Source organism: Atlanticothrix silvestris CENA357, from assembly GCF_016056295.1.
Taxonomy (GTDB): Bacteria; Cyanobacteriota; Cyanobacteriia; order Cyanobacteriales; family Nostocaceae; genus Atlanticothrix; species Atlanticothrix silvestris.
Genome location: NZ_JAECZB010000071.1, coordinates 16,249 through 42,020 on the forward strand (window position 1 = coordinate 16,249; position 25,772 = coordinate 42,020).

Below are 25,772 nucleotides of genomic sequence, written 5' to 3' on the forward strand. Positions count from 1 at the left end.
TTGAAAGGGCTAGAGGTATGAGGTAGGAGTTGCTAAAATGTCATTTCAAGGCTTGATTCAAAACATCACGATGTATCAAAGCGCGATCTACTAAAGACTGAATTTGTTCAGATGATAACGGATCACCATTAGCATAATGCTCCATCCAAGTTAGACTAATCAAATTGGGATCATCAGGTAAACTCGCCAAATCCCACCCAGGCATTGCCAAATCTTCCATGAGACGATTTACTTTGGGATCGTAACTCAAAGCAAAGCAGCGACAGCCTTCCGCAGCCGCCATAATCAAACTGTGCAGGCGCATCCCAACTGCCATTTCAACACCTTTAAACACACCTTTTAAAAGCTGCGGATCTGACAAAGATAAAATCTGACTGACATCTTTAAGATGTGGATAAATAGCTTCAGCAATACTTAAATCTTCACTTTTCTGAAATGGCAGCAATAAAATAAAAGCTTGTGTAGCTTTTTGAAAATTAACTAAGGCGCGAGTTAGGTTTGCTAAACGTGGTTGCGTCAATTGGGGATGCGATCGCAATGTTACAGCCACTCTCGGAGCAGGTAAATCCCAAAACCCTGGTACTGGTTTACTCTCCAACGCCCAAACCGGGTCAGGTGCTAGGGTATAGGGAATTTGCCAATCAGCTAATAAACCAGCGCTGGCGCGATCGCGGACACTAACTTTGGTACAATTACTAAATGTTTGTCGTGCCAAAACGCGAGTTTGCGATCGCACTAAAGGGCCAATACCTTGCGCCCAAGCCACAGTTTTTAAACCCATTGTCTGAGCTAATGCCATCAAACCCCCATAATAAAATGGGCTAATCGTACTAGTAACATCTTGAATTAAACTCCCACCGCCCCAAATCAAAGCATTACAAGAACGTAAAGCTTGCAACACAGCTAAGGGAGCCATCCGATTATAGGTTTCCACACCATAGCGATCGCGGGTTTCTTCTGGATTGCCAGAAAGCACCACAGGCGTTACATGAGATGGTAGCATTTGCAAAAGCGTCGCCAACAAAGCTTCGTCACCACCATTACCTTTACCGTAATACCCAGACAATAACGCCCGCATCTTCCCCATTTTGGATTTTAAATTATTAACTTTTCTCTATATAGTTAATGAGATATCCGCCATCCTAGCAACAAAAGATGAATTTTCTTGTGGAAAGATAGGGAAACGCCTGACAACTAACAACTGACAACTAACAACTGACAAATATGCACGCCCTTTCGATTCCCACCTGGATTATTCATGTTTCTAGCGTTATTGAGTGGATTGCCGCTATTTGGTTAATCTGGACTTACGGCGAACTTACTAATAACCGTGCTTGGTGGGGATTATCCCTTGCCATGTTACCAGCTTTGGTCAGCGCTATGTGTGCCTGCACTTGGCATTATTTCGATAATGCCGAATCTTTAGAATGGCTGGTAACGCTTCAAGCTACCATGACTTTAGTTGGTAATTTTACGCTTTGGGCGGCGGCGTTTTTGATCTGGCGTTCTACTAAGTCTTTTAATGCTGTAAATAACACTGTTGAGCCAAAACCTATTAAATCAGAGCAATGATTTCTAAAGAAACCCTATTTGCCCTTTCCCTATTTCCCTATTTGGGTTTCTTGTGGTTTCTCAGCCGCAGTCCGCAAATGCCACGTTTGGCGCTCTATGGATTTTACGGCACTTTGGTATTTGTTGGCATCACCATCCCAGCGGGAATTTATGCCCAAGTACATTATGGCGAGTCTTTAGCAAATATAGATTGGCTCCACGGCAGTGCAGAAGTTTTTTTAACGCTTGCTAACATTTTGGTTGTATTGGGTTTCCGCCAAGCTATAAAGCAAATAAAGGGAACAGGGAACAGAGAAAATTAACTAGTCCACCCACGTTCATATAAAGATTTTGAACGCATTCAGATGAGAGGGAGAAAAAAATGGATGTAATTCCAGCGATTGATTTATTAGAAGGTCGTTGTGTGCGACTGTATCAAGGAGACTATGAGCGATCGCAAGTCTTTAGCGAAAACCCTGTTGATGTTGCTAAACAATGGGTTGATCAAGGTGCTACTAGATTACACATAGTTGATTTAGATGGTGCAAAAGCAGGTAAAGTTGTAAACCTAGAAGCAATTGCAGCGATCGCTCAAGCAGTATCGGTACCCATTGAAATCGGTGGAGGATTGCGCGATCGCACCAGCATTCAACAAGTATTTAATTTAGGCGTACAGTGGGCAATTCTCGGAACCATCGCCGTAGAACAACCCCAGTTAGTACAAGAACTCTGCCAAGAATTTCCTAGCAAGATTATTATCGGCATTGATGCCCGTAACGGACTAGTTGCAACTCGTGGCTGGTTAGAAACCTCAGAAGTTTTGGCAACCCAGCTGGCTGTACAAATGCAAGAATTGGGTGCAGCCGCAATTATTTATACAGATATCCACCGTGATGGTACTCTTTCAGGGCCCAATTTAGAAGCTTTGCGAGAACTTACGGGTGCAATTTCCATCCCCGTTATTGCTTCTGGTGGAGTTAGTTCTGTTACCGATTTATTGAGTCTGTTGGCGTTAGAACCGCAAGGTGTAACTGGTGTAATTGTCGGTCGTGCCTTATATACTGGCGATATTTCTCTTAAGGAAGCATTGCAGGCGATCGGCCCAGGGCGGATTCAAGACATTCCACCAAATATAGATTTTTCCGCCTTTGCCTAAATTTTAAAGTTTCTTACTTTGACTGTCGCTTTTTCTTGCTTGGTAATGCTAATTGCTACGAGAACAAATTCTAGCTAAGTATAAGTATAAGTTTTGGCGACACCGCTAGATTCTAATTAGTAAAAATTTTGATGCGAAAGTAATTGATGTTAACATAATTGTCATGAAACTTTGACTTTTGTGAAGTAGTTGCTCTGTCAGTTTTTGGCGTTAACTGTTTTAGCCTAGTTTCTAAATTTTTAGCATCCAGACCTTTAGGGCGCGAAGTGAATTCGGAGATTTAAAATCTATGCCAAACCGCAAAAAGCATATTGAGCATCTACCTCATACTGAAGCAGCCGATCGCACAATTCGCTTAAAGCAACACCAACGCCTGTTTGCCTTACTTGCGATCGCGGCCGGTTTAATTTTTCTTCAGGGATATATGATCGCTCCCCTGATTCCACGTTTGGCTGAAGTTTTTAACGTTCCAGTTCAGGAAATTGGATTTATTGTTCCAGCCTACATGTTATCCTATGCGCTGATGGCATTGTTCTATGGTGTGCTATCAGATCGATTCGGACGATGGTCTATAATTCGCATCTCGCTCTTCATTTTTGTTATTTGCACAGCCTTGACCGCAACAGCTCAGACGGCTTCGCAAATGGCAGCTTGGCGGTTGCTGACAGGAATTGGAGCTAGTGGAGTTATTCCACTCACCTTTGCATTGATTGGCGATTTATTTCCGTTTGAGCAACGAGGTAGCAAACTAGGGCTGGTATTTGCAGCTATGGAAGGGGGAATGGCGGCGGGTTCTGCGGGTGGTGCAATTCTTGAGCCATTTTTAGGTTGGCGATGGCTGTTTGTCGGTACAGCTGTTCTTGCTGCTTTTGTACTTTGGCGGCTTCATCTTTACGGCTCTTTATTCGATACACCTAAAATAGAAAATTTACCCAGCATTCGTGAGATATTTAGGGGATATAGCCAAATATTAGTTACTTTTCGAGGGCAACGAACTTATATTTATGTTTTGTGGAACGGCATTTACCACTCTGGTGTGTATACCTGGCTAGGGTTGTACTTGTCGCAACGTTACAACATGGATGCCTTGAGCATTGGTTTGACCATTCTCGGATACGGTATTCCTGGGTTACTGTTGAGTTCCCTAATTGGTCGGGCGGTTGATCGTTGGGGACGACGTTGGCTAATTCCGTTAGGACTAGTTATGGCAGCCCTAGCTGGTATTGTTATGATTCTCGATATTCCTGCATATATCACCACGATCGCGGTTCTGTTCTTGTCTTTGGGGTACGACCTTACACAACCTTTGTTTGTGGGTATTGTAACCGACTTGGGGGATGACAATAATTTAGGTCAAACTATGGGACTCAAAGTGTTTATACTGTTCACTGGATTTGGTGTTGGCAGCCTCATCTTTGGAGAACTACTACGCTTTGGATTTGGGATGTCTCTTGCCATTTTTGGCGGCATTCAGTTAATTTTTGGTTTAATAGCAATTTCACTATTTTGGCAGGAAGTCCCATCTCGATCGCACTCATAATACCTTTAGTATTGAAATACACTCACATTGTCCGTCATAATGTATTTGACACACTACTAGTTGGTTATTTTTGAGATTTCTGGAATGGCAATTTAAATTATTGTATTACCAGTAGTAGAGAGTTAGTTAACAGTGAGTGTATTGCTATGACTCGCCGACAACCTCGTAACAATGGTAAGCCACGCAAAACTGAGCCTGGTGCTATTCGTTTCAAAAGTGACAAAAATACAAACAATACACAACAGCCCAAAAAACCTGATGGTACTACTTAAGTTATTGCGTCTTAAAAACGACTCATGCATTAAATAAATAGACTTACTTCAATTTTATTCAAATCTTACGAAAAATGGGTTCCTTCTTTTATAGAGACGTACAACATATAACGTCTCTATTTTTTTAAGTAATTTTTTTGACTTATTCGGGAAAAATCAATATTCTCGTTGTATATAAAGTTATACCTAAATTCAAAATTGAAGTTTATGTCTAGCCAACAACCAAATCCTAACCAACCATCGAAAAAACAAGTGAATGAAACAAACAAAAGCAGAAAAAAACCTCTGAATAACGGTAAACCAAGCAGAACAGACCAATAACTATAGTGCTTCTTGGTTGTATGCAGTACACTCTGGTGAGGAAAGGGGCTAGGGGCTAGGGGCTAGAGGCTAGAGTGGTGTATTTCATCGATAAAAAACTACTATAGCAATCCCAATTGAATTGGGAAAAATACGTAGGTTTAATGTTCAATATATAAAGTAAAATTTTATTCTTATTACAGTCCTTAAGTACTAAAATATCCTCAATTTTATCTGGCTCAATCAAAAATCCGAGCTATTTAGTAATATAAACTGCAAAATAGCCAAAAATATTCTTTACACATTGCGACCAAAGTGTCTTATAATTAATTATAGACGCTATTGTAATATATATTACTCTTTGTAAAGAGAATCTAAAAGAATTCATCATACCTATCGCGTAGATGCACTGAGGTTAGATAATTGATTCAATCATGATATTGATACAAGCACAGGGCTAGACTTTTGTGATATCAATTTATACCAGTGACTCGACTAAGTACTCTGCCGGATCTGACATCGGACAAATGAGCCGTATTTTAGTGGTAGAAGATGAAGAACTAATTCAAGAAATGCTAGTTGTAGCATTAGAAGAAGAAGGATATGGGGTAATTACTGCCCCAGATGGGCGTTCTGCTGTCGAGTATCTGAAAAGTTTTGAACCCAACTCAGGAGAATTTCCGTTTGATTTGATTATTCTTGATTTGATGCTGCCTCAAATCAACGGGTTGGATATTTGTCGTTTGCTGCGTCATCAAGGAAACCCTGTACCAATTTTAATGCTCAGTGCCAAGGGTAGTGAAACTGATCGCGTTTTGGGGTTAGAAGTAGGAGCAGATGACTATCTAACCAAACCCTTTAGTATGCGCGAGTTAGTGGCTCGCTGTCGGGCGCTACTGCGTCGGCAACGCTTAAGTACTTTGCCACAACTACCAGTCTTAAAATATAAAGAAGTCACTTTGAATCCCCAAGAGTGCCGTGTGTCGGTTCGTGGTCAAGAGGTAAATCTTTCCCCTAAAGAATTTCGCCTCCTAGAACTTTTTATGAGTTATGCCCGCCGAGTGTGGTCACGGGAGCAATTGCTAGATCAGGTTTGGGGCCCGGATTTTGTTGGGGATAGCAAAACTGTAGATGTACACATCCGGTGGTTGCGGGAAAAATTAGAGCAAGATCCCAGCCATCCAGAATACATTGTGACTGTACGAGGATTTGGCTACCGATTCGGATAATCTATTGAGATAGTTGTTAGTTTTTATAAAACATAACGCAACTAACAACTCAGACTCAAATGCTCTTATTGGGATTTTTGATAGGTTTAGCGGTAGGCATTGGGTTGTGCATTTGGCAACAGATTCAACTGAACCGCTACTTGGCGCGGGAAATTCAACTGTTAACCTCCCGCTTTTCTAAGATATCTCTGCCGTTGATTCCTGACTTGCAGAAGGCAATAGCAACACTGAAGCAACAGCGTCAAGATTGGCAGCAATCACTGCAAACTTACCAAGACCTGCTGGATTTTGCACCATTGGGATATTTACAGGTGGATGAAGAAAACCAACTGTTATGGTGCAATCAGCAAGCAAGGGAAATTTTGTATCTGCAAAGATGGCAATTAGGACAGGTACGCTTATTGCTGGAGTTGGTGCGATCGTATGAACTTGACCATTTAATTGAGCAAACTCGCGATCGGCAAAAACCACAGACGACGGAGTGGGTTTTTCACCCCTCTTGTGATAATGCGGTAGAGATGCCAAAAATAAAATCTCTAACTTTGCGGGCATCTAGTTTACCATTACTGAATGGGCAAGTAGGAGTTTTTCTAGAAAATCGCCAACCCTTACTGGATATGAATCAGGCGCGAGATCGGTCTTTTTCTGATCTTGCTCACGAACTGAGAACACCATTGACCTCAATTAGTCTGGTTGTAGAAACTTTACAAAACCGTTTGGAACCACCCTTAAATCGCTGGATTGATCGACTGACGCAAGAAGTAGATCGGCTGATTAATTTGGTGCAAAACTGGTTAGAACTTACCCAGATGGAAGCAACCCCAGACATACAATTACAAACCAAACCAGTAGAACTGCGATCGCTAATTACATCTGTCTGGGAAACTTTAGAACCATTGGCACAGCGCCAAAAGTTATCTCTTAACTATTCTGGCCCAGAAAATATTTGGATTAAGGCAGATCAAGCTCGCATTTATCAGGTTTTCCTCAACTTGCTGGACAATAGCATCAAATACAGTCATCCTTCTAGTAGTATTTTTGTCCAGGCGGAAATTTCATCAAAAAATGATAACCACAGAGATAATTCTATTTCCCCAGTCTTGGAAATAAATCTTATTGATTCTGGAGTAGGCTTTTCTGAGGCAGATTTACCCCATATTTTTGAGCGATTTTACCGGGGAGATAAAGCACGCACTCATTCCCCATTAACAGAGGGTAATTCCGTAGGATCGATTGTTGGTAATGGTTTGGGTTTAGCGATCGTCCGGCAAATTTTGCTCGCTCATGGTGCTTCTATCAAAGCTATGAACCATCCAGAAACTGGTGGCGCATGGATACAACTTCAGTTTCCTGAAGTTGTGGCAAACTCACAACGCCAAGACTATAGTTAAAAATATCTTCACGTTTGAGATTACAAGTGTGAAAGCTGCTCTTTATAATCCCAGTCCTGAAAGTCCCCAATTGGCGCGCGCTCTAAGACGCTTAGAACGCGATGTGTTACGTATGGGAGCTTTGGTAGAACAATCATTTCGCCTCAGCCACCAAGCTTTGTTTGCTCGCAGCTTAACAGCAGCTGAGGAACTCCCTAAATTAGATAAAAAAATTGATCGCTTTTATAGACAAATAGAATCAGACTGTACAGCGATCATGACACTACAAGCACCAACAGCTAGAGATTTGCGCTGCTTGAGTGCTTTTATGCAGTTGGTGCGAGACTTAGAACGCATTGGTGATTACGCGAAAGATTTAGCTGAGATTGCAATTAAAATTTTTCCTTATCCGCCTCATACATCTTTACCAGATATTGCAGTCATGTCCCACCATGCACAAGCAATGCTAGCAACTAGCTTGGTAGCTTTAGCAGATTTAGATGAAGTCGGTGGACGAGGTTTAAAGTACCTCGACGACACTGTAGACAATGCTTATGAGAGTGTTTATCAAACTTTAGCCCAGCAACGGGATGTCCCAGGTGTAGTCGAGCCGATTTTGCTGTTAGCTCTGGCGATTCGTTGTCTGGAACGCATGGCAGATCACGCCACTAATATCGGACAAAGAGTAGCATACATCGTTACAGGCCAACGTTAATGAAGTACCCACCGCTAAATGTTTGACGCTATAGCGGGGGACTTATGCCGGAATAATTCAATAAAAATTGGTTAACTAACATACATTTCACTAAAAGCTTACCTATTCTTAAACTTGCACCATTAAAGTATCCGAAGATCAATTAAAAATTACTTTTTGACTAGCTGATGGATCTAAAAGATGTTTTCGGCTGCGATCGCATTGACGCATTGATAAGTTCAAATATGCGATGAAGGAGATCAACGTCTGGAGACTCTTAAAAGTGAATCCACTTGAGAGAGTATAACGGTAATTATTCAGATAAATATCAATAACACTATAGAAATTAGCATCTATTAAAAGTGGTAAATTGGTAAAATTGTCTAGTTTTTGGAAAAACACTGTCTTATAAATTTTAAGTATAATTACTGAGGAACTTTATGATCTGAGATGTAATTAGTACTAATCTTTAAATAAAATACACTTCAAGTAAATCTAAAAATAGATAAATTCGTTACCTACGATTAAACATCTATTTAATTACTGAACTAAGTGAAATTTAAAATCTTCCTAAAACTGATTGCTTATTTAGTAACGCTCAACATATTTAGATGAATTCATAACCTTGGAAATTAATTATAAAGTTACACAATGTCAAACTTAGATATTGTTCGGAAGAACTTAATTGTCTCTTATCCACAACTTAGTCTAATTTTAATTACTTTTGTAAAGCCACTAATCTCTTTCTAAAAAATTTCCAACACACCTTGAATTAACTTTAATTAATTCCGTAGTTTACCTCTATCCAACCCTTCCATAATGTCTTTTACAAGTCTTAATCCTAGCTCTTCTAGTGCATCAAACAACCCTCATCTAAATGGACAGTTACCACAACAGCTATTTAGCCGAAGGGAAGTAATCCCAACACGCAATGACATACTGTGGCGCATCGAACGGGGGGCAGTTCGTACCGTTACTTGGAGTGAAGATGGAGCATTTATTACTCTGGGCTATTGGGGCCCAGGAGATTTAATTGGCTATGCTCTGTCTAACGTCAAGCCCTACCACATTGAGTGTCTAACGAGTGTCGAAGTGAGTATTTTGCCACCTCGAATTTGGCATTTAGATATTAATGCTTTATTGTCCCACATTCAACACTCCGAAGAGCTTTTAAGCATAGTCCATCGTAAACCCATTTCGCTCCGGCTATGGCAATTTTTGGTATGGTTAAGTGAAAAATTTGGACGTAACGTAGAACAGGGCACGCTCATTGATCTAAATGTTACTCATCAGGAAATATCAGAAGTATTAAACACAACTAGAGTCACAGTAACGCGGCTTTTACAACAATTTGAAGAACAAGGAATGCTATTGCGCTATAAACGTCGGATTATTCTACCTTTACCAAATAAATTAACCAAAAATATAGTTTAAAAAATTTGTAATTGACTTGTGTTAATTTCTGGGAATTGGGTATACTCATTCGTGAGGCTCATGTGTAAATACCCTTAACACTTAAGTAGTTAGAGATTTTACCATGATATTAACTAGTTGGTGTGAGTAAAAGTTTAAGATTATGACAAAATCATTCTGGAATGTTCTAAAACTCAGTCCAGTTGTTGTCGCCGCTACATTTATTGCTGCTAACAGCGCTTTGGCAGCAGAAGTAAATGAACAGGTAACAACTGTTGCTCAGCTGTCCCAAGAGTCTAACGACATTGGTCAAGTAACATCCGTGTCTCAATTTTCGGATGTACAGCCTACAGACTGGGCATTTCAAGCTTTACAGTCACTAGTTGAGCGTTATGGCTGTATCGCTGGTTATCCCAACGGTACTTACCGGGGCAACCGTGCTTTGACACGTTATGAATTTGCTGCTGGTTTGAATGCTTGTTTAGACAGAGTTAACGAACTGATTGCGACAGCTACAGCTGACTTAGTAACTAAGCAAGACCTAACAACCCTACAGCGTTTACAAGAAGAATTTTCTGCTGAATTAGCAACCTTACGCGGTCGTGTTGATTCACTAGAAGCCCGCACCTCTGAATTGGAAGCTAATCAGTTCTCTACCACCACCAAGTTAAAGGGCGAAGCAATATTTGCCTTAGCTAGTGTTTTCGGAGATGAAAGAGCAGGTGGTGGCGATTTACAAGACAATATCATTTTCGCCGATCGGGTTCGTTTGGGCTTTGAAAGCAGTTTCACAGGTCAAGACAAGTTGCAAGTGCGTTTGGAAGCTGCCAATATTACCCAGTTTGATGGTGACGTTACAGGAACCAGAATGACTCGGTTAGGCTTTGACGGCGATAATGGCAACAATGTTGAAGTTGATAAAGCCAACTACGCTTTTAATTTCGGCCCAGCAAAAGTAAAGGTTGAAGCTGTCGGTGCTGAATTGTACGAGAACATTAACGTCTTCAACCCCGGTTTAAATAGCAGTGGTTCAGGAGCTATTTCCCGCTACGGACGTTTTAGCCCCATCTATCGCCAAGGTTCTGGGGGTGCTGGTGTCACGGTGCAACTCAATCCTACAGGGGCTTTTACTTTATCTGGGGCTTATCTAGCACCAAGATCTAATAACCCTGGCGACGGATTCGGTATTGCCGATGGTGATTATGCAGCTTTTGGTCAGTTAGAATTTAAACCCAGCCAAGCTCTAAGTGTAGGTTTTACTTACGCACATACTTATGATGGTGGTTTTGATACTGATGCTGAGGCCGATGTTAACCTAACAGGAAGTACGGGTAGTTCCTTAGCCAGACGGCCATTTGGTGATGGTGTTGCTACTACAGGAAACCACTACGGCATACAAGCCAGCTTCCAACCCAGCTCAAAATTGAGTGTTGGTGGTTGGGCTGGTTATACCACTGCAATTGCTGAAGCTGGTGCTGCTAGAGGTAGCGATGCAGATTTATTCTACTGGGCTGCTACTCTTGGTTTAAAAGATTTTGGTAGAGAGGGCAACTTATTGGGTGTGATCTTTGGTCAACCACCCAGAGTCACCAACAACGATATCGCAACTAGAGAAGATCCCGACACTTCTTATCATCTAGAAGCCCTCTACAAAATGCGCTTCAGCGATAATATTGCCATCACTCCTGGTGTATTGGTAATCTTCAATCCTGAACACAACGATGCTAACGACACTATTTATGTAGGTACAATTCGTACTACCTTCAGTTTCTAAGGTTGAGTTAGTGGTTTATTAAAAACCAAACAAAAGCCCGCTGTTAAGCGGGCTTTTGTCTTGAACAGAATAATAGACATTTTGTACGAACACGAAAATTTTAAGGTTAACTAATCCGGAGTCCCATAATTATTAAATCTCGTTCAATGCCGTCAAGTTCTGCAACTTGGGGTAAATGTCCCCAAGGTTGAAATCCGAATTTTTCAAATAGTTTTAAACTAGGTTGATTATGAGCAAAAATCAAGCTCACTAAATTTTTTAAACCCAAATTCGGACTTTCGCAAATTGCTTTTGCTAAGAGTTGTTGTCCCAAACCGTGTCGATAAAAAGCTGGGGCAATGTAAATACTAATTTCGGCAGTTTTACTGTAAGCTGGTCGCCCATAAAATGATTGAAAACTCAGCCAGCCAACAACTACGTCCTCTATATCTATTACCCAAAGTGGGCGTTGTAAAGTTCGCCCCCGAAACCAAGCAAGGCGACTGTCTACAGATACTGGCTCTAAATCAGCGGTGGCGGTGCGGCTGGGAATTGCAGCATTATAAATTGCCACAATTGCAGGTAAGTCAATTTCAGTCGCATGGCGGATAGTCATCGCTGCTGTTTAGGAGGAAATATTCAAAAATAATATAGCTTTAATAAACCGCTAAATACTGCTGCGCTTAATTCGTAATTCGTAATTCGTAATTCGTGAGGCAGTACGGTCTAGGGGTCTCCCCAAGTGGAGTAACTGCCGTTAGCGTAGCGCTAGCGGGCTTGCGTAAAGCCTACGGCATAGCTGCGCTTAGCGCGTAGCGTCTCGCAGAGAGCGTCACCCGTTCGTGTAGTGTCTCCATCAGGAGAAGGGTAATTCGTAATTAACTTTTTGCAAGGATTTTAGGCATTTTAATGGATGGTTTATTTCCGCCGTATAGTTAAGCTCTTGCCAGCAAGGGAGCAGCTGCTAGTAAAGTTTTGGTATACGGGTGTTGGGGATTGGCAAAAATCTGTTTTGTCTGGCCTAATTCTACAATTTTACCTCCATGCATCACGGCAATACGATCGCATAAAAATCTCGCTAACCAAAGGTCATGGGTGATGAACAAGTAAGTTAACTCAAATTCTTCTTTTAACTGCAACATCAAATCAAGTACTTGTGATTGCACACTAGCATCTAACATGCTCACAGGTTCATCGCAAATCAAAAGTTTAGGGTGAGTAATCAAAGCACGAGCGATCGCTACTCGTTGCTGTTGTCCACCAGACAAATCTGAGGGATAACGTTCATAATACATTTCTGGCGGTGTTAAACCTACCTTTTGCAGCATCCACAAAACCTGTTCTTTGGCTTTGGCTGCATCGGCAAGATGGTGGATAAATAAAGGATCAGCGATACTTTGCCCTACAGTCATGGCTGGATTTAGACAAGCATGAGGATCTTGAAACACCATTTGCATTTGTCGCCGGGAGGAACGAATTTCTTGGCGTGACAATAAAGTTAAATCTTTTCCCAAAAATTCGACTTTGCCAGATGTCGGACGAATGAGTTGTAATATTGTCCGTGACAACGTACTTTTGCCGCAACCTGACTCTCCAACTAATCCTAAAATTTCACCCGGATACAAATCTAGGTTAATGCCATCTACTGCTTTAATGGTTTGAGGCTGCCTTTTAAATAGCCTTTCGATCAAATTAGGCTCGATGGTGTAATGCTGCTTGAGTTCTGTAACTCGCAAAATTGGGGATTGCTCATTAATAATTGGTGATTGCTGTTCTTGGGCATTGGCAATTACTAATTCCCCATCATCATGTACAGCTTGAATATGCAAAGCTGCTTTTAAGAGCGATCGCGTGTATTCGTGCTGGGGTTGCCGAAATACAGATTCTGTCGCACCCATTTCTACCATTTTGCCTTCATACATCACGCCAATGCGATCGCAATACTCTCCTACCATCGCCAAATCGTGAGAAATCAGCAGCAAAGCCATGTTTTCTTCACCACACAAACGAGTCAATTCTTGTAAAATTTGTGCGGAAACGGTGACATCTAAACTGGTTGTGGGTTCATCGGCGACAATTAACTTGGGGTTGAGTAATAAAGCTAAGGCGATCGCTACCCGTTGCCGCATTCCACCGCTAAACTCATGGGGATACTGATGCCAACGACTGGCGGGAATATTTACCTTTGCTAAAGTCGCGATCGCTTTTTCTTTGGCTTCTTGATCAGATAATTGTGGTGAGTGCGCTTGTAGGGTTTCAATACAGTGTTTGCCAATCGTCATTAACGGATCAAGACGTGTCATCGGATCTTGAAAAATCAGCGCTACTGCCTCCCCCCGAAATTTTCGTAATTGAGGTGGCGTTAAATCAAATACTGATTCTCCCTGAAATGTTACCCTTCCCTCAACACAGCTAGAAGCTGGTAACAAGCGCATTGCTGCCCTTCCCAAGGTGGATTTACCACAACCAGATTCTCCCACTAATCCCATTCTTTCACCTGGTTGCAATGTAAAAGATACATCATCAACCGCCCAGCTTGGTTCTTCTTGGCTACGCTGAGGGTAAGCAACTCGCAGATTTTCGATACCAAATAAGACTTTACTCATAGTTATTGATCAGCCCTGAGCTATCAGCTACCAGCTGTTATATTGCAAAATTTAGGATAGTGTATCAGATTCTTTAAAGTAGCTGTTCCAGGCAATAAGTTTAATGGAACATGGGGAATAGGGAATAATTTTCTCCTCTGCACCTCTGCACCTCTGCACCTGAACCACTGCTCCCCGAAGTTGCTCCACTTGGGGAGACCCCAAGACCGCACTTCTCTCCTATTCCCCTGCTCCCCTGCGATCTTAATAATAGGTCTTTAACCAGATGCGATATAGTTGCCTGCTATAAATTTCGTCATTACCTCAATTCCTGCTGTCTGGAAATAATTTTGATTGTTACTTCTAACTTGGCTGTAATCATAATTGTCGTAAAATCACATCTTTATTGTTGTGCGCGATCTTGCTTACCTCTTACCCGTCTTATTGCCGCTTTGGTCAGTTGGGGAATCACTGTGTGGATGGTTCTAGGCATTTTAACTAATCTGTCACAGCAAATATGAGGAGTTTGTAGTAAGCACTAAAGTGCTTTAGTCAGCGGCTCAAGCCACTCACTACAAGCCTTTAAGTTTGGTGTGACAGAACACTAGTACGTAACAACATCAAAAAGTAAAAACTAAAAGTCTTTTGACTCCGAGGCAGCGATGTTAGTTGTTCTTCTATCATGCTAATTTCCACTCTTTTTGCTTTTGGGTGAAGGGTCATTTTTTTGCGAAATAGGCAAATCAATATCATTTTTGGCTAACCAGTCTTCAATGAGTTCAGCTGTAACGTCAGACATATTGAGTCCCTTAAAAAAGCAAACTGTTTTAAATCTGTCCTTTATCTCAGGAGGCAGATAGACCCTTATCGAAGCTTCTCCTTGTGCCACACTATACCCCAACTAATGAACCTATTCACTAGTTTATTGGTGCAATGGTTAATAGAGAAAAATTATACATTGGTTGACTAATGCACTAGTGCATTGGTATAGTATCACCTATACCCAAAGAAAGACACGCAACAAAGGCAATAGACGCTAGAAAGTGTCAGTCGGGGCAAACAAATATCTAATAAGCTATTTAAGCTATTTTTTAGCTTAAATCAGCTTTATTGCCATGAAATAAATACTCGTGTACAAGCATGAAGCCAGATAATTATTTGCAAAAAAACTACAAACGATACTTCCAAACCACATAGTGAGCAAATAGACTCTAGGCATTCTTTTAGGATCTGTTTGAGCTTCTTTCATCCTGTAACTGTCCAAAAAAACATTTTTTTAACTAAACACAAATATGTGTCTGTCATGGTTGGTGATTTTTTAGCTAGGGGTAATAAAAAAACATTAGATTTGTGTAAACCTTGTTGCTTACTTACATTCCCCGTCAAATCTTGAGAACATAAAAACCGAGTCAGAGACTTTTGTTTAGTATCAAAAATTACTTTAATAAACTAATTTGTTTAGGATAGAGGAGCTTTAGGTGTGCTAAAAAACTTCTGGTATGCTTGTGAATTTAGCTTTGCTGTCACAAAAAAACCCAAACAAATTGTGCTGTTAAATCAGCGATTTGTCCTTTATCGCAATTCTCAGAGGCAAGTTGTAGCGCTGAAAGACCAGTGTTCTCATCGTGGTGCTGCATTTTCTATGGGCTGGCTAGAAGGCGACTGTATTCGTTGTCCTTATCATGGATGGAAATTTCAAGCTGACGGACAATGTATTGAAATTCCTTCTAATGCAACCGGAACACCAATTCCTAAAAGAGCTAATGTAGAGAGCTATCCAGTGCAAGAAAAGTATGGCTTTGTTTGGCTATTTTATGGGGATTTATCGTCTCAAGAGCGTCCACCAATTCCTCCCTTGCCAGAATATGAAGACCCAACTATGCATCCTATTTACTTAGAATATGAGATGCAAGCTCACTATACTCGTGTTATTGAAAACGCTCTTGATCCAGCTCATTTATATGCAGTTCATGCTAATTCTTTTGGGGCAGGATTTGCACAAGATCCTAGAGTGGAAGACTATTTAGTTCAAAATGAAAGTTGGGGGATTAGTGCCAAAATCACATACAAAAATTACACTAAGCCCAAAAATGGAGTATTTAAATCCTTCTTTCGTCCAGCACGCACACAATTGAATGCCAAGACTACTTTCTATTTGCCCAACATAACCAAGATAGAAAGTGATTTTGGCCGTGGCAAAATGATCAATTATGCTGTCCATATTCCTGTTGATGACAATACAACTATTAGTAAGCGGATTCAATTTCGTAATTTTTTCACTCACTCCTGGGCAGACAGTTTATTTGTGAAATTTCACCATAAAGTTGGTTTGGAAGATAGAATTGTCACCGAGTCGCAATATCCCAAATTTATACCGGATACTTTGTCTGATGAAGTTCATGTTCCGGCTGATGCCTTGACTATTGCCTATCGTCAGCTCCGCCAAAAATATCTGGCTATGGGTTGGGGTTTGAAGTTGAATAAAAGTGAATCAGACAACATTAACCGTAACCAAATACGACCTGTTTGCGCTTCGTTAATTAACTAAGTCGTATTTACAGAGATCTGTTTTGTATTTGAGGCAAATACCTTGAAAAACTTCTGGTATGCTTGTGAATTTAGCTTTGCTGTCACCAACAAGCCCAAGCAAATTGTGATGTTAAATCAGAGATTTGTCCTCTACCGCAACACTCAAGGACAAATCATAGCCCTAAAAGATCAGTGTCCCCATCGTGGCGCTGCTTTATCTCTCGGTCAAATTAAAGACGATTGTATTCATTGTCCATATCATGGATGGAAGTTTCAAGCTGATGGACAATGTATTGATATTCCTTCTAATGCAATCGGAACACCAATTCCTAAAAAAGCTAGTGTAGACAGCTATCCAGTCCAAGAAAAATATGGTTTTGTCTGGTTATTTTATGGAGACTTACCAGCAGAACAACGCCCTCCCTTGCCAACATTTCCCGAATACATGGTTTCGACTATGCGTCCTGTTTATGATCAGGGTATAGATAATGCTAACTATGCCCGTCTGATGGAAGCTAATCTTGATTTTACCCATGTAATTGCGGTTCATAGAAAATCATTTGGTCAGCGCGTTCCCATAAATAAAACTATTAAGTACAATGTCGAAAAATACGATTGGGGCGCAGTTGCCAAAGTTAAGTATGAATCCTTGGGCAACTCAAAAAGTGTTTTAAATTTTCTACTTGGTGGACGGCCAGAGTTAAAGACAAAATTAACCTTATATCTGCCCAACGTTACCCTAGCAGAAATTAGCATAGGTAGAGATGAAAGCTTTGATATCAAGTTCGGTATTTTAGTTGCCCACCTACCGATTGATGACAATACTACTGTTGTCAAACGTGTTTTATATCGCAACATTTTACCCCTACCTTGGTTAGATGGTTTTTTTAGAAAGCTTGACCATAAACTTGCCCAAGAAGATACAGTAGTAGTCGCAACTTTAAACTCTCAACCAATACCCGAAATATCAGCAGAGCTTCATGTGGCTGCTGACGCTTTAGATATTACTTTTCGTAAGCTACTTCAAAAACATTTGGCATCACCTTCACCGTTGAAGGCTAATTTTGTGAATGAACCCCTGAAATCCCTGTGATTGCGGTAATACCCTGTTGGAATCGGCTTAAAAATTGTCTCATGATATTGCAGATGTTCCCTAAGCTATCAATATCTCAAAGCAACGATATGGTTGCAGCAGGATAAGACGGAATTAATAGTGAGGAGATAGTTATGACAGATGTGCTAGAGAAATCAGTGCTACAACAACCAAAAATGCGCGGGGTAATCGACAAGAATTTCAGACAGATGTTTGAAAATACTTGCCAAGCTCTTGAGGCGTTAGAGGGTAAGAGTTTAGAAGAAAAATCCTGGAACCGCGATCGCAATAATATCTGGACGGTTGGTGAGAGTAAAGAGGGCGCTATATATATCGATCGCGCTTTGCACAATGGCAACGTCTTAGAAAAAGTGGGAGCCAATTATGTCGCAATAGAGGGTGAATTACCTCCTGGCATGTCTTTTCAGCAATCGGGTGCTTTGGCCACAAAAACAGCAGATCTCATAACTAGTAACAAAGGTAATCGCTTCTTCGCCACAGGTTCTAGTTTTGTGATCCATCCTCATAACCCGATGGCACCTACTGCTCATGTCAACTATCGCTATTTCCAGATCAATCATGATACCCAACCAGTTTATTGGTGGTTTGGCGGCGGAGCAGATCTCACACCAGCTTACTTTTTTGAAGAAGATGCAGTGCATTTTCATCAGGTGCATAAAGAAGTCTGTGACCAGTATGACTTTTCTTATTACCCCCGCTTTAAAAAGTGGTGTGACGAGTATTTTCATATCCCACATCGCGGTGAAAGTCGAGGCATTGGTGGAATTTTCTTTGATCATTTAAATCAAGGTAATCCCCAAGAACTTCTGGCGCTTGTGACTCATTGTGCTGATTCTTTCCTTCCTGCTTATATGCCAATTGTCGAAAGACGCAAAGACATGAACTTTACAGAGCAAAATAAGTACTGGCAACGCCTTGTGCGTGGGCGTTATGTGGAATTTATTTTGTCGTGCGATCGCGGTCTACGTTTTGGTCTAGCAAGCGGTATGGTTAAGCAACAAAGTGTGTTTAATTGTATGCCTCCGGCTGCTAGTTGGGAATATGACGATCAACCTATTCCTGGTAGTAAAGAAGCAATGCTGAAAGAAGTACTAAAAAATCCCAGAGAGTGGTTATAAATTGTCTGATAGTGATGAATGTTGAGCACAAATAAATTGGGCAAGAAAAATCAGATAATTTTTGGTGAAATGAGGAAGAAAAAATTGCTGTCAGTCAGGCATTCCAAAACTACAAGTATGTCAAGAAACCGAACTGAGACATACAAGCATTCATTACATGAAATAGCAAACAGCTTTACTAATAAAAAGATAAGACGGCAAAGAAATATAACAGGTGAACTTGAAATAGATCTTGTATTAATCTGTCTTAACTCTTGCAAGTACATACTTGTTTGGATAATTTGTCTTTGCTTGTATTCCAGTATATAAAGATTAGTTTCAAGACTATTCATTAGTGATGAAGAGTGTGAAAAAAACAATGAAAGTAGAAACTGATTTAGTAACAGGCAATTTACGAATGGAAGATATCATCAATATTGATGAATCGAAAGCCATAAAATTGTTTAAAAACAGATTTCAGAGATACAAAAAATTGGTAGAAGAGCTAGGTGAAGAAGCTGCTTTTGAACAGATGATGGAAAAATATCCTCAACAGCAAAAAGCGCTGATGGGTACTTTCATTGATAACAATACTCTAGCCCAAGGTTTCAAGAAAGCATCTCCCTTATTAGGGCTGATGGGCTTTGTGATGGAAGTAGTAGATATATCTCAAAATGGAACTGATGCAGCCTTAGAAATTCAAAGAATTTGCCCAGTATTATCCATGGCTCAAGAATACGGTTTTAGTAGTCCGTGTCGTGTTTTCTGTGAGATGGAACAAGAAGCCACTAGAAGAGCTTTTCCAGGGATAAAGGCTGCAATTTTGAGTAAACAATCAGAAGATGACTGTGTTTGTGTATTTAAATATGAAAGGCCTGCAAATCAGGTTGTAGAATCAACTAGCCAAATGCCAAATGTTAATTCTCATTTAATCAATCGTTTGGCAGAGATTGTTAGATTGATTCCTAGTTTAATTCGGATTGGTTTCAAAATTTTGAAAATGCGTTTATTACATTAAGTAGGTAAGTCAGCTTCAATAATTAAAAGTTTGTAGTGAGTTGGCGTGATATTTTCCACGAGATGCTGCGCGCAGAAATAGGACTTATACCAATTCGCAATGACGCTCGTTCCTCGCTACCGCAATTAAAGAACTTAGATACAGCAAAGTTTTCAGGCTTTACATCTGTATCAGATTTTGCGTGAAATGGTATGAAGTTCTTACTACAAACTTTTTCTATTTTTTTTAATTGTTTAACATAGTTTCATTTACATGAATAATATCCTCTCAGATTTACGACACATCATTGAAGGTGAAGTTAGTAACACAAAAGAAGAGTTAGAGGCTGTTTCTCATGATTTTGGTGGCATTATTCAAAAACAGCCTCGAATTATTGTTCGTCCAAAGAATTCTACTGATGTTGCTAAAGCTATTAAATATGCTGCCAAGCAAGGTTTAACTATTTCTTCAAGAGCAGCGGGACATTCATTAAGTGGTCAATCTTTGAACCAAGATGGCATCCTCTTAGATATGAGGAATCTCAATCAAATTCATGAGTTCCGCCCAGATGAACTTTGGTTCAAAGCTGATGCTGGTATGACTTGGAAGCAAGTAGTTGATACTTCAATACCATACGGTGTAGTTCCTCCCGTTCTCACAAATAACTTTGAAGTTACTTTAGGGGGAACCCTCTCAGCAGGTGGTTTAGGGTTAAGTTCTTTTCGTTACGGTTCTCAAGCTGATAATTGTTTGGGTTTGGAAGTTGTAACTGGAACAGGAGATATAATTTGGTGTACGCCAGAAAAAAATAGTGAACTTTTTAATCATGTTCTTTGCGGTTATGGTCAATTTGGCATCATTACCCAAGTACAAAATCGACTCAGAAAATATCGTCCTTTTACTCGTAGTTATTTCCTTTGTTATGACGATTTAGATATCCTCTTGAATGATCAAAGCTTACTGACATCAGAAAGCCGGATAGATGGTTTGGTATCTTTGTTCTCTCCTTGTTTACTAGGAGCATCGAGGGCAAATGAAAATGGAATCAGACCTATAATTGAGTGGTTTTATAGGATGCAAATTACTCTAGAAGTGGATTCTACAAATGATATAAATGAGATAGAATTGCTCTCTAGCTTGAATTTTTATCGTCATATCCACACTGAAGACCTGACTTTTAAGAAATTCATCCAACCAATAGCACAAGTACCGCATCCTGTAGATACTGCTAACTCTTGGATAGATGTGCTTTTGCCGGGGTCAATGGCAAAAAAATACATCGATATTGCTCTTAAACACATTCCTTCTTTTATTGATTTCCGTACTGTACCTGTGGGTTCATTTTGCCTACTTAACCGCAATATGAAAATGCCCATGTTCCCTTTACCTGAAGAAGATTTAGTTATTGGTTTAGGGTTATATCCAACTATACCTAAATTTCAGATTCAACATGTTACAGAACAGTTAAATTTTCTCACTGACCTGGGTTTGCAAATGGGTGGTAAAAGATATATGGCTACCTGGGCAGACTTCGATCTACCAAAATGGCGACTACAATTTGGTGATTACTGGCCTAAAGTCAATGAGATTAAGAGGAAGTACGATCCTCAGATGATACTCAATCCTGGCTTTTTTAAGTATGAACAGGTTGGAGAAAAAAATGAATCTCATGCATTATTATAGTCGTCCTGGATTTAATTACGTTTCGAGTAACCATGTTACTGTTTACTGTTATGCCATATCTAAAAAAAATCCCGGTTGGTCTATTGCTGCTACATATAATTTAGATGGAAAAATATTAACGACAGCACGCCAATATCTGGGGAATATGCCAAAGAATATTGCTGAATATCACAGCATTATTTTGGGGTTGAGAAAATCTCAGGAATTAAACTTTCGTGATGTCATGTTCTTTAGTCAGAATCTGAAAATCATTAATCAATTACAGGGATTTAGCAATATCGATGATCTAGCTTTGATGCCCCTTTATCAACAAGTCGTTATTCTCCTTAGCCGCTTTCAGTTTTATAAATTGGAGTATCGGTCTTGGTCTGAAATGAAAGTGATGTTTAGCACTATTTTGGACATTACTGAAAAATAATAAATGTATGAAAATTTCACTCACACAGAAGCAGAAAAACGCAGAGATGTTGCAAGAGTCTGAAGAAATTAATGAATCATTTTTATTTACACCTAAATTTCGCTGGTTAGTTGCTTTAGGTGTTATCTGTATGCTGGGGATAGGAATAGGAGTTTTATATATAGCTCGTCTATCAGCTACGCCTAAAAGCAAATTGGTAGCAGTTCCACAAGTTAACCAACCAGTAATTTCTAAAGTAAATGCATTGGGAAGATTGGAGCCAGCAGGTGAAGTGATTAAGGTTTCTGCTCCTACGAATCCTAGCATTGGTAGCGGTAGCCGTGTAATTCAATTGTTAGTAGATGAAGGTAATCAGGTACGAGCAGGACAAGTCATTGCTATTTTAGATAATCGCGATCGCCTGCAAGCGAATTTAATCGAAGCCCAAAAGCAAGTCCAAGTTGCCCAATATCGTTTAGCTCAGGTCAAAGCAGGAGCAAAACCAGGAGAATTAGCCGCTATTCAAGCGAACATTAAAAACTTGCAAGCCCAGTTAGATGGTGAAATCCAAACCCAGTCAGCCACCATTGCTCGCACGAAAGCAGAATTACAGAATGCAGACATCGAATTTAAACGCAATCAAGCTCTTTATAATGAGGGAGCGATCGCAGCTGCAACATTAGATAGTCGCAGATTAGCTCTGACAACCGCCCAAGAACAATTAAACAGCGCTAAAGCAAACTTAGAGCGCACTAAACGCACACTGAGCGCCCAAATTCAAGAAGCCAAAGCCACCTGGGAAAAAACAGCCCAAGTACGTCCTACAGATATAGCAACAGCACAAGCAGAGATAGATAGTGCTATTGCTACAGTTGGTAAAATGCGATCTGAACTGAAATTAGCCTACGTCCGAGCGCCACAAGCTGGTCAAATTCTGCGGATTCAAGCTCATCCCGGAGAAACAGTCGGCAATGAAGGAGTTGTGGAACTTGGACAAACTGACCAAATGTATGCGATCGCAGAGATTTACGAAAGTGATATTGCCAAAATTCGCCCTGGTCAAACTACTAATATTACCAGCCCCAGCAATGCCTTTATTGGTAAATTAAGCGGCACTGTTGATCAAATTGGCTTAACAGTAGCGAAAAAAGACGTATTAGACAGCGATCCCACAGCAGCAACAGATGCCAGAGTAATTGAAGTCAAAATTCGTTTAGACAAAGCTGCAAGTCAAAAAGTAGCCCACCTGACAAATCTTCAGGTCAATGTCGAGATTAATTTATGAAGAGGGAAATTCAATCTCTCAAACTCTTATTCTCTGCGTCTCTGCGCCTCTGCGTGATCATCCCATGTTTAAACACAAAATTCCATTAGCTTGGCTGCAACTAAAAAAGCAAAGGGGGCGTTTTATTGTTGCTCTTTGCGGAATTACCTTTGCTAACTTTCTCATGTTGATGCAGTTGGGCTTTCAATCTGCTTTATATGACAGCAATACACGCTTTCATCTACTTCTGCAAACAGACTTAATAATAGTTAGCCGCCAAGCACAAAATTTAGGACTTCTGAGTAGTTTTCCTCGGCGGCGTTTGTTTCAAGCGGCGAATTTATCCCAGGTTGAATCAGTTAATCCCTTGTACATCCGTTTGGGAGTTTGGAAAAGCCTGGAAACTAAGCTTGATGAGTCAATTTTGGTGATTGGTTTTAATCCAGATAAACCTGCATTTAACTTGCCACAAGTCAATAAAAATTTAGATTTGATTAAGTATCCAGACACACTTTTATTTGACCGTAACGCCAACGGCAAATACCAACAAGCGATCGCCTCTGTAGATGGAGGTAAATCTATCACAACAGAACTCCAAGGACATAAAGTTACAATTAGGGGTTTGTACGAAGTTGGCGCATCCTTTGTAGCCAATGCGAGCGTGATTACCAGTGACCAAAACTTTTTACGAATTTTTTCATCACAGTCAGCAGGTAAAGTTAACCTTGGTTTAATTAAGCTAAAACCTAATAGTGATGCCAATGTAGTAGTTAAAGAATTGCAGTCTTACCTTGGGGATGATGTAAAAGTTCTTACTCGTCAGGAATTTATTGATTTTGAAAAGAAATATTGGCAAGAGAGTGGTGCAATTGGTTTTATCTTTTCTTTAGGTGTGACAATCGGATTTTTAGTGGGTGTAATTATTGTTTATCAAATTATTTACAGTGATGTGATGGATCACATTGCGGAATATGCCACATTAAAAGCAATGGGATTTCGGAATAGATACTTGTTATCTGTTGTATTTCAAGAAGCATTAATTTTAGCCGTACTTGGTTATATCCCTGGCTGTTTGATTTCTTTGGGCATGTATACAGCAACCCGGAATGCCACAAAATTACCGCTATTTATGACTGCTGATCGCGTCATTCAAGTTTTAATTTTGACGATTATTATGTGCCTAATTTCTGGAGCGATCGCTATGCGAAAGTTGAATGCAGCAGACCCAGCAGATATTTTTTAATATTATGAAAATTATCTAACCGCCAAGCCGCCAAAATGCCAAGAAAAGAAATAGAAAATTTTATAAATCAGGTAGGACTGTTATATGCAAATAGTCAATAGGCGGAGTTCAAATCAATTTAAGACTAATGAGCCTGTAATTTATATCCGCAATATTAATCATTTTTTTGGTAAAGGCAGCTTACGCAAACAAGTTTTGCATAACATCAATTTAGATATTTATCCAGGTGAAATAGTGATGATGACTGGCCCTTCTGGGTCAGGAAAAACTACCTTATTGTCATTGATTGGAGCATTACGTTCTTGTCAGCACGGTAGCTTAAAAGTCATTGGTCAAGAACTATGCAACGCTAAACCCAATCAATTAATCACAACAAGACGACAGATTGGGTACATTTTTCAAGGACATAATCTTTTAGATAGCTTAACAGCACGGCAAAATGTCGAGTTGTCTTTAGAACTACACAATCACTTGTCAGCGAACGCAAGACAGGCAAAAGCATTACGAATGCTACAAGCGGTAGGATTAGGAGATCGAGTTAACTATTACCCAGAAAACTTATCTGGTGGTCAAAAACAAAGAGTTGCGATCGCCCGCGCTTTAGTAGCGAATCCTAAAATTATTCTCGCCGATGAACCGACAGCTTCACTTGATAAAAAATCAGGGCGAGATGTGGTGGAACTAATGCAAAATCTTGCCCAAGAACAAGGCTGTACTATCTTACTTGTTACCCATGACAATCGGATTCTAGATATTGCCTTTCGTGTTATTTCTATGGAGGATGGTTCTTTAACCTGAGTTCGGGTTAATCGGATTGAGGCACGAATAGTCTGGCAATTGATAAGTATGATATTTAGAAACAAGTCAATATTACGCAGCCAGCTTTGAGATCTGACACTAAAAATTTATGAATTCTGTTGTCTCCATTTGTCCCATAACAAATGCACATCATCTGGTTGCCCATCGTAGTTAAGCATCTGGTCTGAAATTTTTACCCACGTCTGGGCGCTACGCGTCCAAAGATTGCCAACTGGGCGTAACTTCGTTGTATCATCTAATGTCCCAGCTTTAACATTGATAGTATCTGGGCTGTAAGTCCGCTCATGAAATAATCGCGTTCCGCAGTCACCGCAGAATAGGTTTTTTACTTCACGTCCGCTATCAGCTTTGCGAGTCCAAGCTTTTGGCTGTCCTTTAATAATAACCACAGCATCTCGTGCTACCGTCAATGACATACCAAAAGCACTGGAGGATTGTTTTTGACACTCCCGGCAATGGCATACGTAAAGAGTTAAAGGTTGGGCGTGGATTTCGTAACGAATCTCCCCACATTGACAACCCCCAGTATACGGAATACTCACAAGTTTTTTCTTTGAGAATTAATTATGACTGTATGTCAATAAGATTATCTCAATTTGAAAGCAGATTTTATAATGAGTCTTTAATACTCGCCCGTGAGTCTTTGATACTCGCTCACGAGTCTTTGATATTCACCCATGAGTCTTGGATACTCGCTCACGAGTCTTTGATATTCGCCCATGAGTCTTGGATACTCGCCCGTGAGTCTTTGATACTCGCCCGTGAG

The 25,772-nt window shown here is 40.2% G+C and carries 24 protein-coding genes and 1 pseudogene; 20 read left to right on the forward strand and 5 right to left on the reverse strand.

The features are described 5' to 3' along the window. Positions 1 to 40: 40 nt before the first annotated feature. The gene (csaB, locus tag I8751_RS18480; protein ID WP_214440583.1) at positions 41 to 1,078 is read right to left on the reverse strand and encodes a polysaccharide pyruvyl transferase CsaB; all 1,038 of its coding nucleotides are present in this window, start codon (positions 1,076 to 1,078) and stop codon (positions 41 to 43) included. A gap of 146 nt (positions 1,079 to 1,224) precedes the next feature. Between csaB and I8751_RS18485 the strand changes: the two genes are divergently transcribed. From I8751_RS18485 to I8751_RS18525, 10 genes are all read left to right on the forward strand, one after another. Further along, positions 1,225 to 1,572 (forward strand): DUF2499 domain-containing protein, encoded by a 348-nt coding sequence (locus I8751_RS18485; protein ID WP_214440584.1) that lies wholly within the window; start codon positions 1,225 to 1,227, stop codon positions 1,570 to 1,572. Further along, positions 1,569 to 1,874: a DUF3593 domain-containing protein gene (locus I8751_RS18490; RefSeq protein WP_214440585.1), complete on the forward strand. Its 306-nt coding sequence runs from the start codon at positions 1,569 to 1,571 to the stop codon at positions 1,872 to 1,874. The genes I8751_RS18485 and I8751_RS18490 overlap by 4 nt, the downstream gene beginning before the upstream one ends. Before the next feature lie 59 nt (positions 1,875 to 1,933). Next, positions 1,934 to 2,707 carry a 1-(5-phosphoribosyl)-5-[(5-phosphoribosylamino)methylideneamino]imidazole-4-carboxamide isomerase gene (hisA, locus tag I8751_RS18495; protein ID WP_214440586.1) on the forward strand — a complete coding sequence of 258 codons (774 nt, stop codon included), beginning with the start codon at positions 1,934 to 1,936 and terminating at the stop codon, positions 2,705 to 2,707. Positions 2,708 to 2,996: 289 nt separating this feature from the next. Then, positions 2,997 to 4,247, forward strand: a complete 1,251-nt coding sequence (locus tag I8751_RS18500) for an MFS transporter (RefSeq protein ID WP_214440587.1) — start codon at positions 2,997 to 2,999, stop codon at positions 4,245 to 4,247. Positions 4,248 to 4,393: 146 nt separating this feature from the next. Continuing rightward, positions 4,394 to 4,519 (forward strand): hypothetical protein, encoded by a 126-nt coding sequence (locus tag I8751_RS30095; RefSeq protein WP_263973517.1) that lies wholly within the window; start codon positions 4,394 to 4,396, stop codon positions 4,517 to 4,519. Between the two features lie 776 nt (positions 4,520 to 5,295). Further along, positions 5,296 to 6,048: a response regulator transcription factor gene (locus I8751_RS18505; RefSeq protein WP_214440643.1), complete on the forward strand. Its 753-nt coding sequence runs from the start codon at positions 5,296 to 5,298 to the stop codon at positions 6,046 to 6,048. 59 nt (positions 6,049 to 6,107) lie between these two features. Continuing rightward, entirely contained in the window at positions 6,108 to 7,439 is a 1,332-nt protein-coding gene (locus I8751_RS18510) for a sensor histidine kinase (RefSeq protein WP_214440588.1), read from the forward strand. A gap of 28 nt (positions 7,440 to 7,467) precedes the next feature. Then, entirely contained in the window at positions 7,468 to 8,133 is a 666-nt protein-coding gene (gene phoU, locus I8751_RS18515) for a phosphate signaling complex protein PhoU (RefSeq protein WP_214440589.1), read from the forward strand. A gap of 798 nt (positions 8,134 to 8,931) precedes the next feature. Then, the gene (locus I8751_RS18520; protein WP_214440590.1) at positions 8,932 to 9,546 is read left to right on the forward strand and encodes a Crp/Fnr family transcriptional regulator; all 615 of its coding nucleotides are present in this window, start codon (positions 8,932 to 8,934) and stop codon (positions 9,544 to 9,546) included. A gap of 142 nt (positions 9,547 to 9,688) precedes the next feature. After that, positions 9,689 to 11,299: an iron uptake porin gene (locus I8751_RS18525; protein WP_214440591.1), complete on the forward strand. Its 1,611-nt coding sequence runs from the start codon at positions 9,689 to 9,691 to the stop codon at positions 11,297 to 11,299. A gap of 106 nt (positions 11,300 to 11,405) precedes the next feature. Here I8751_RS18525 and I8751_RS18530 read toward each other — a convergent pair whose 3' ends face one another. The 3 genes from I8751_RS18530 to I8751_RS18540 form a co-directional block, all read right to left on the reverse strand. After that, complete coding sequence (locus tag I8751_RS18530; RefSeq protein ID WP_214440592.1) at positions 11,406 to 11,894, reverse strand: GNAT family N-acetyltransferase; 489 nt, start codon at positions 11,892 to 11,894, stop codon at positions 11,406 to 11,408. Between the two features lie 319 nt (positions 11,895 to 12,213). Continuing rightward, positions 12,214 to 13,884, reverse strand: a complete 1,671-nt coding sequence (locus tag I8751_RS18535; RefSeq protein ID WP_214440593.1) for a dipeptide ABC transporter ATP-binding protein — start codon at positions 13,882 to 13,884, stop codon at positions 12,214 to 12,216. A 664-nt stretch (positions 13,885 to 14,548) separates the two neighbouring features. Continuing rightward, positions 14,549 to 14,752 carry a plasmid partition protein ParG gene (locus I8751_RS18540; protein WP_214440594.1) on the reverse strand — a complete coding sequence of 68 codons (204 nt, stop codon included), beginning with the start codon at positions 14,750 to 14,752 and terminating at the stop codon, positions 14,549 to 14,551. A gap of 591 nt (positions 14,753 to 15,343) precedes the next feature. Here I8751_RS18540 and I8751_RS30270 point away from each other — a divergent pair. From I8751_RS30270 to I8751_RS18585, 9 genes are all read left to right on the forward strand, one after another. Further along, positions 15,344 to 16,411, forward strand: coding sequence for an aromatic ring-hydroxylating dioxygenase subunit alpha (locus I8751_RS30270; RefSeq protein ID WP_214440595.1), 1,068 nt, complete (start codon positions 15,344 to 15,346; stop codon positions 16,409 to 16,411). Between the two features lie 42 nt (positions 16,412 to 16,453). Further along, complete coding sequence (locus I8751_RS18550; RefSeq protein ID WP_214440596.1) at positions 16,454 to 17,485, forward strand: aromatic ring-hydroxylating dioxygenase subunit alpha; 1,032 nt, start codon at positions 16,454 to 16,456, stop codon at positions 17,483 to 17,485. 134 nt (positions 17,486 to 17,619) lie between these two features. Then, the gene (gene hemF, locus I8751_RS18555; RefSeq protein ID WP_214440597.1) at positions 17,620 to 18,624 is read left to right on the forward strand and encodes an oxygen-dependent coproporphyrinogen oxidase; all 1,005 of its coding nucleotides are present in this window, start codon (positions 17,620 to 17,622) and stop codon (positions 18,622 to 18,624) included. 358 nt (positions 18,625 to 18,982) lie between these two features. Next, entirely contained in the window at positions 18,983 to 19,621 is a 639-nt protein-coding gene (locus tag I8751_RS18560; protein WP_225894239.1) for a helix-turn-helix domain-containing protein, read from the forward strand. 252 nt (positions 19,622 to 19,873) lie between these two features. Further along, a complete protein-coding gene (locus tag I8751_RS18565) occupies positions 19,874 to 21,283 on the forward strand; it encodes an FAD-binding protein (RefSeq protein WP_214440599.1) in 1,410 nt (469 codons plus the stop codon). Then, positions 21,270 to 21,701: a reverse transcriptase-like protein gene (locus I8751_RS18570; protein WP_214440600.1), complete on the forward strand. Its 432-nt coding sequence runs from the start codon at positions 21,270 to 21,272 to the stop codon at positions 21,699 to 21,701. Before I8751_RS18565 ends, I8751_RS18570 begins: the two co-directional genes overlap by 14 nt. A gap of 7 nt (positions 21,702 to 21,708) precedes the next feature. After that, positions 21,709 to 22,965 (forward strand): ABC exporter membrane fusion protein, encoded by a 1,257-nt coding sequence (locus I8751_RS18575; protein WP_225894240.1) that lies wholly within the window; start codon positions 21,709 to 21,711, stop codon positions 22,963 to 22,965. Between the two features lie 64 nt (positions 22,966 to 23,029). Then, complete coding sequence (gene devC / locus I8751_RS18580; protein WP_214440601.1) at positions 23,030 to 24,187, forward strand: ABC transporter permease DevC; 1,158 nt, start codon at positions 23,030 to 23,032, stop codon at positions 24,185 to 24,187. 84 nt (positions 24,188 to 24,271) lie between these two features. Then, entirely contained in the window at positions 24,272 to 24,985 is a 714-nt protein-coding gene (locus I8751_RS18585) for a DevA family ABC transporter ATP-binding protein (RefSeq protein ID WP_214440602.1), read from the forward strand. A gap of 107 nt (positions 24,986 to 25,092) precedes the next feature. On the opposite strand, the gene I8751_RS18590 is transcribed toward I8751_RS18585, so the two are convergent. After that, positions 25,093 to 25,548, reverse strand: a complete 456-nt coding sequence (locus I8751_RS18590; protein ID WP_214440603.1) for a GFA family protein — start codon at positions 25,546 to 25,548, stop codon at positions 25,093 to 25,095. Positions 25,549 to 25,580: 32 nt separating this feature from the next. On the opposite strand from I8751_RS18590, the pseudogene I8751_RS18595 reads away from it, so the two are divergent. Then, positions 25,581 to 25,772 (forward strand): annotated as a pseudogene (locus I8751_RS18595) (hypothetical protein); the annotation flags it as partial.

Excerpts from the sequence above, each read along its gene's own strand:
- csaB (WP_214440583.1), bottom strand. The coding sequence starts at position 1,078 with ATGCGGGCGTTATTGTCTGGGTATTACGGTAAAGGTAATGGTGGTGAC.
- I8751_RS18485 (WP_214440584.1), top strand. The coding sequence starts at position 1,225 with ATGCACGCCCTTTCGATTCCCACCTGGATTATTCATGTTTCTAGCGTT.
- I8751_RS18490 (WP_214440585.1), top strand. The coding sequence starts at position 1,569 with ATGATTTCTAAAGAAACCCTATTTGCCCTTTCCCTATTTCCCTATTTG.
- hisA (WP_214440586.1), top strand. The coding sequence starts at position 1,934 with ATGGATGTAATTCCAGCGATTGATTTATTAGAAGGTCGTTGTGTGCGA.
- I8751_RS18500 (WP_214440587.1), top strand. The coding sequence starts at position 2,997 with ATGCCAAACCGCAAAAAGCATATTGAGCATCTACCTCATACTGAAGCA.
- I8751_RS30095 (WP_263973517.1), top strand. The coding sequence starts at position 4,394 with ATGACTCGCCGACAACCTCGTAACAATGGTAAGCCACGCAAAACTGAG.
- I8751_RS18510 (WP_214440588.1), top strand. The coding sequence starts at position 6,108 with ATGCTCTTATTGGGATTTTTGATAGGTTTAGCGGTAGGCATTGGGTTG.
- I8751_RS18520 (WP_214440590.1), top strand. The coding sequence starts at position 8,932 with ATGTCTTTTACAAGTCTTAATCCTAGCTCTTCTAGTGCATCAAACAAC.
- I8751_RS18525 (WP_214440591.1), top strand. The coding sequence starts at position 9,689 with ATGACAAAATCATTCTGGAATGTTCTAAAACTCAGTCCAGTTGTTGTC.
- I8751_RS18530 (WP_214440592.1), bottom strand. The coding sequence starts at position 11,894 with ATGACTATCCGCCATGCGACTGAAATTGACTTACCTGCAATTGTGGCA.
- I8751_RS18535 (WP_214440593.1), bottom strand. The coding sequence starts at position 13,884 with ATGAGTAAAGTCTTATTTGGTATCGAAAATCTGCGAGTTGCTTACCCT.
- hemF (WP_214440597.1), top strand. The coding sequence starts at position 17,620 with ATGACAGATGTGCTAGAGAAATCAGTGCTACAACAACCAAAAATGCGC.
- I8751_RS18560 (WP_225894239.1), top strand. The coding sequence starts at position 18,983 with ATGAAAGTAGAAACTGATTTAGTAACAGGCAATTTACGAATGGAAGAT.
- I8751_RS18565 (WP_214440599.1), top strand. The coding sequence starts at position 19,874 with ATGAATAATATCCTCTCAGATTTACGACACATCATTGAAGGTGAAGTT.
- I8751_RS18570 (WP_214440600.1), top strand. The coding sequence starts at position 21,270 with ATGCATTATTATAGTCGTCCTGGATTTAATTACGTTTCGAGTAACCAT.
- I8751_RS18575 (WP_225894240.1), top strand. The coding sequence starts at position 21,709 with ATGAAAATTTCACTCACACAGAAGCAGAAAAACGCAGAGATGTTGCAA.
- devC (WP_214440601.1), top strand. The coding sequence starts at position 23,030 with ATGTTTAAACACAAAATTCCATTAGCTTGGCTGCAACTAAAAAAGCAA.
- I8751_RS18585 (WP_214440602.1), top strand. The coding sequence starts at position 24,272 with ATGCAAATAGTCAATAGGCGGAGTTCAAATCAATTTAAGACTAATGAG.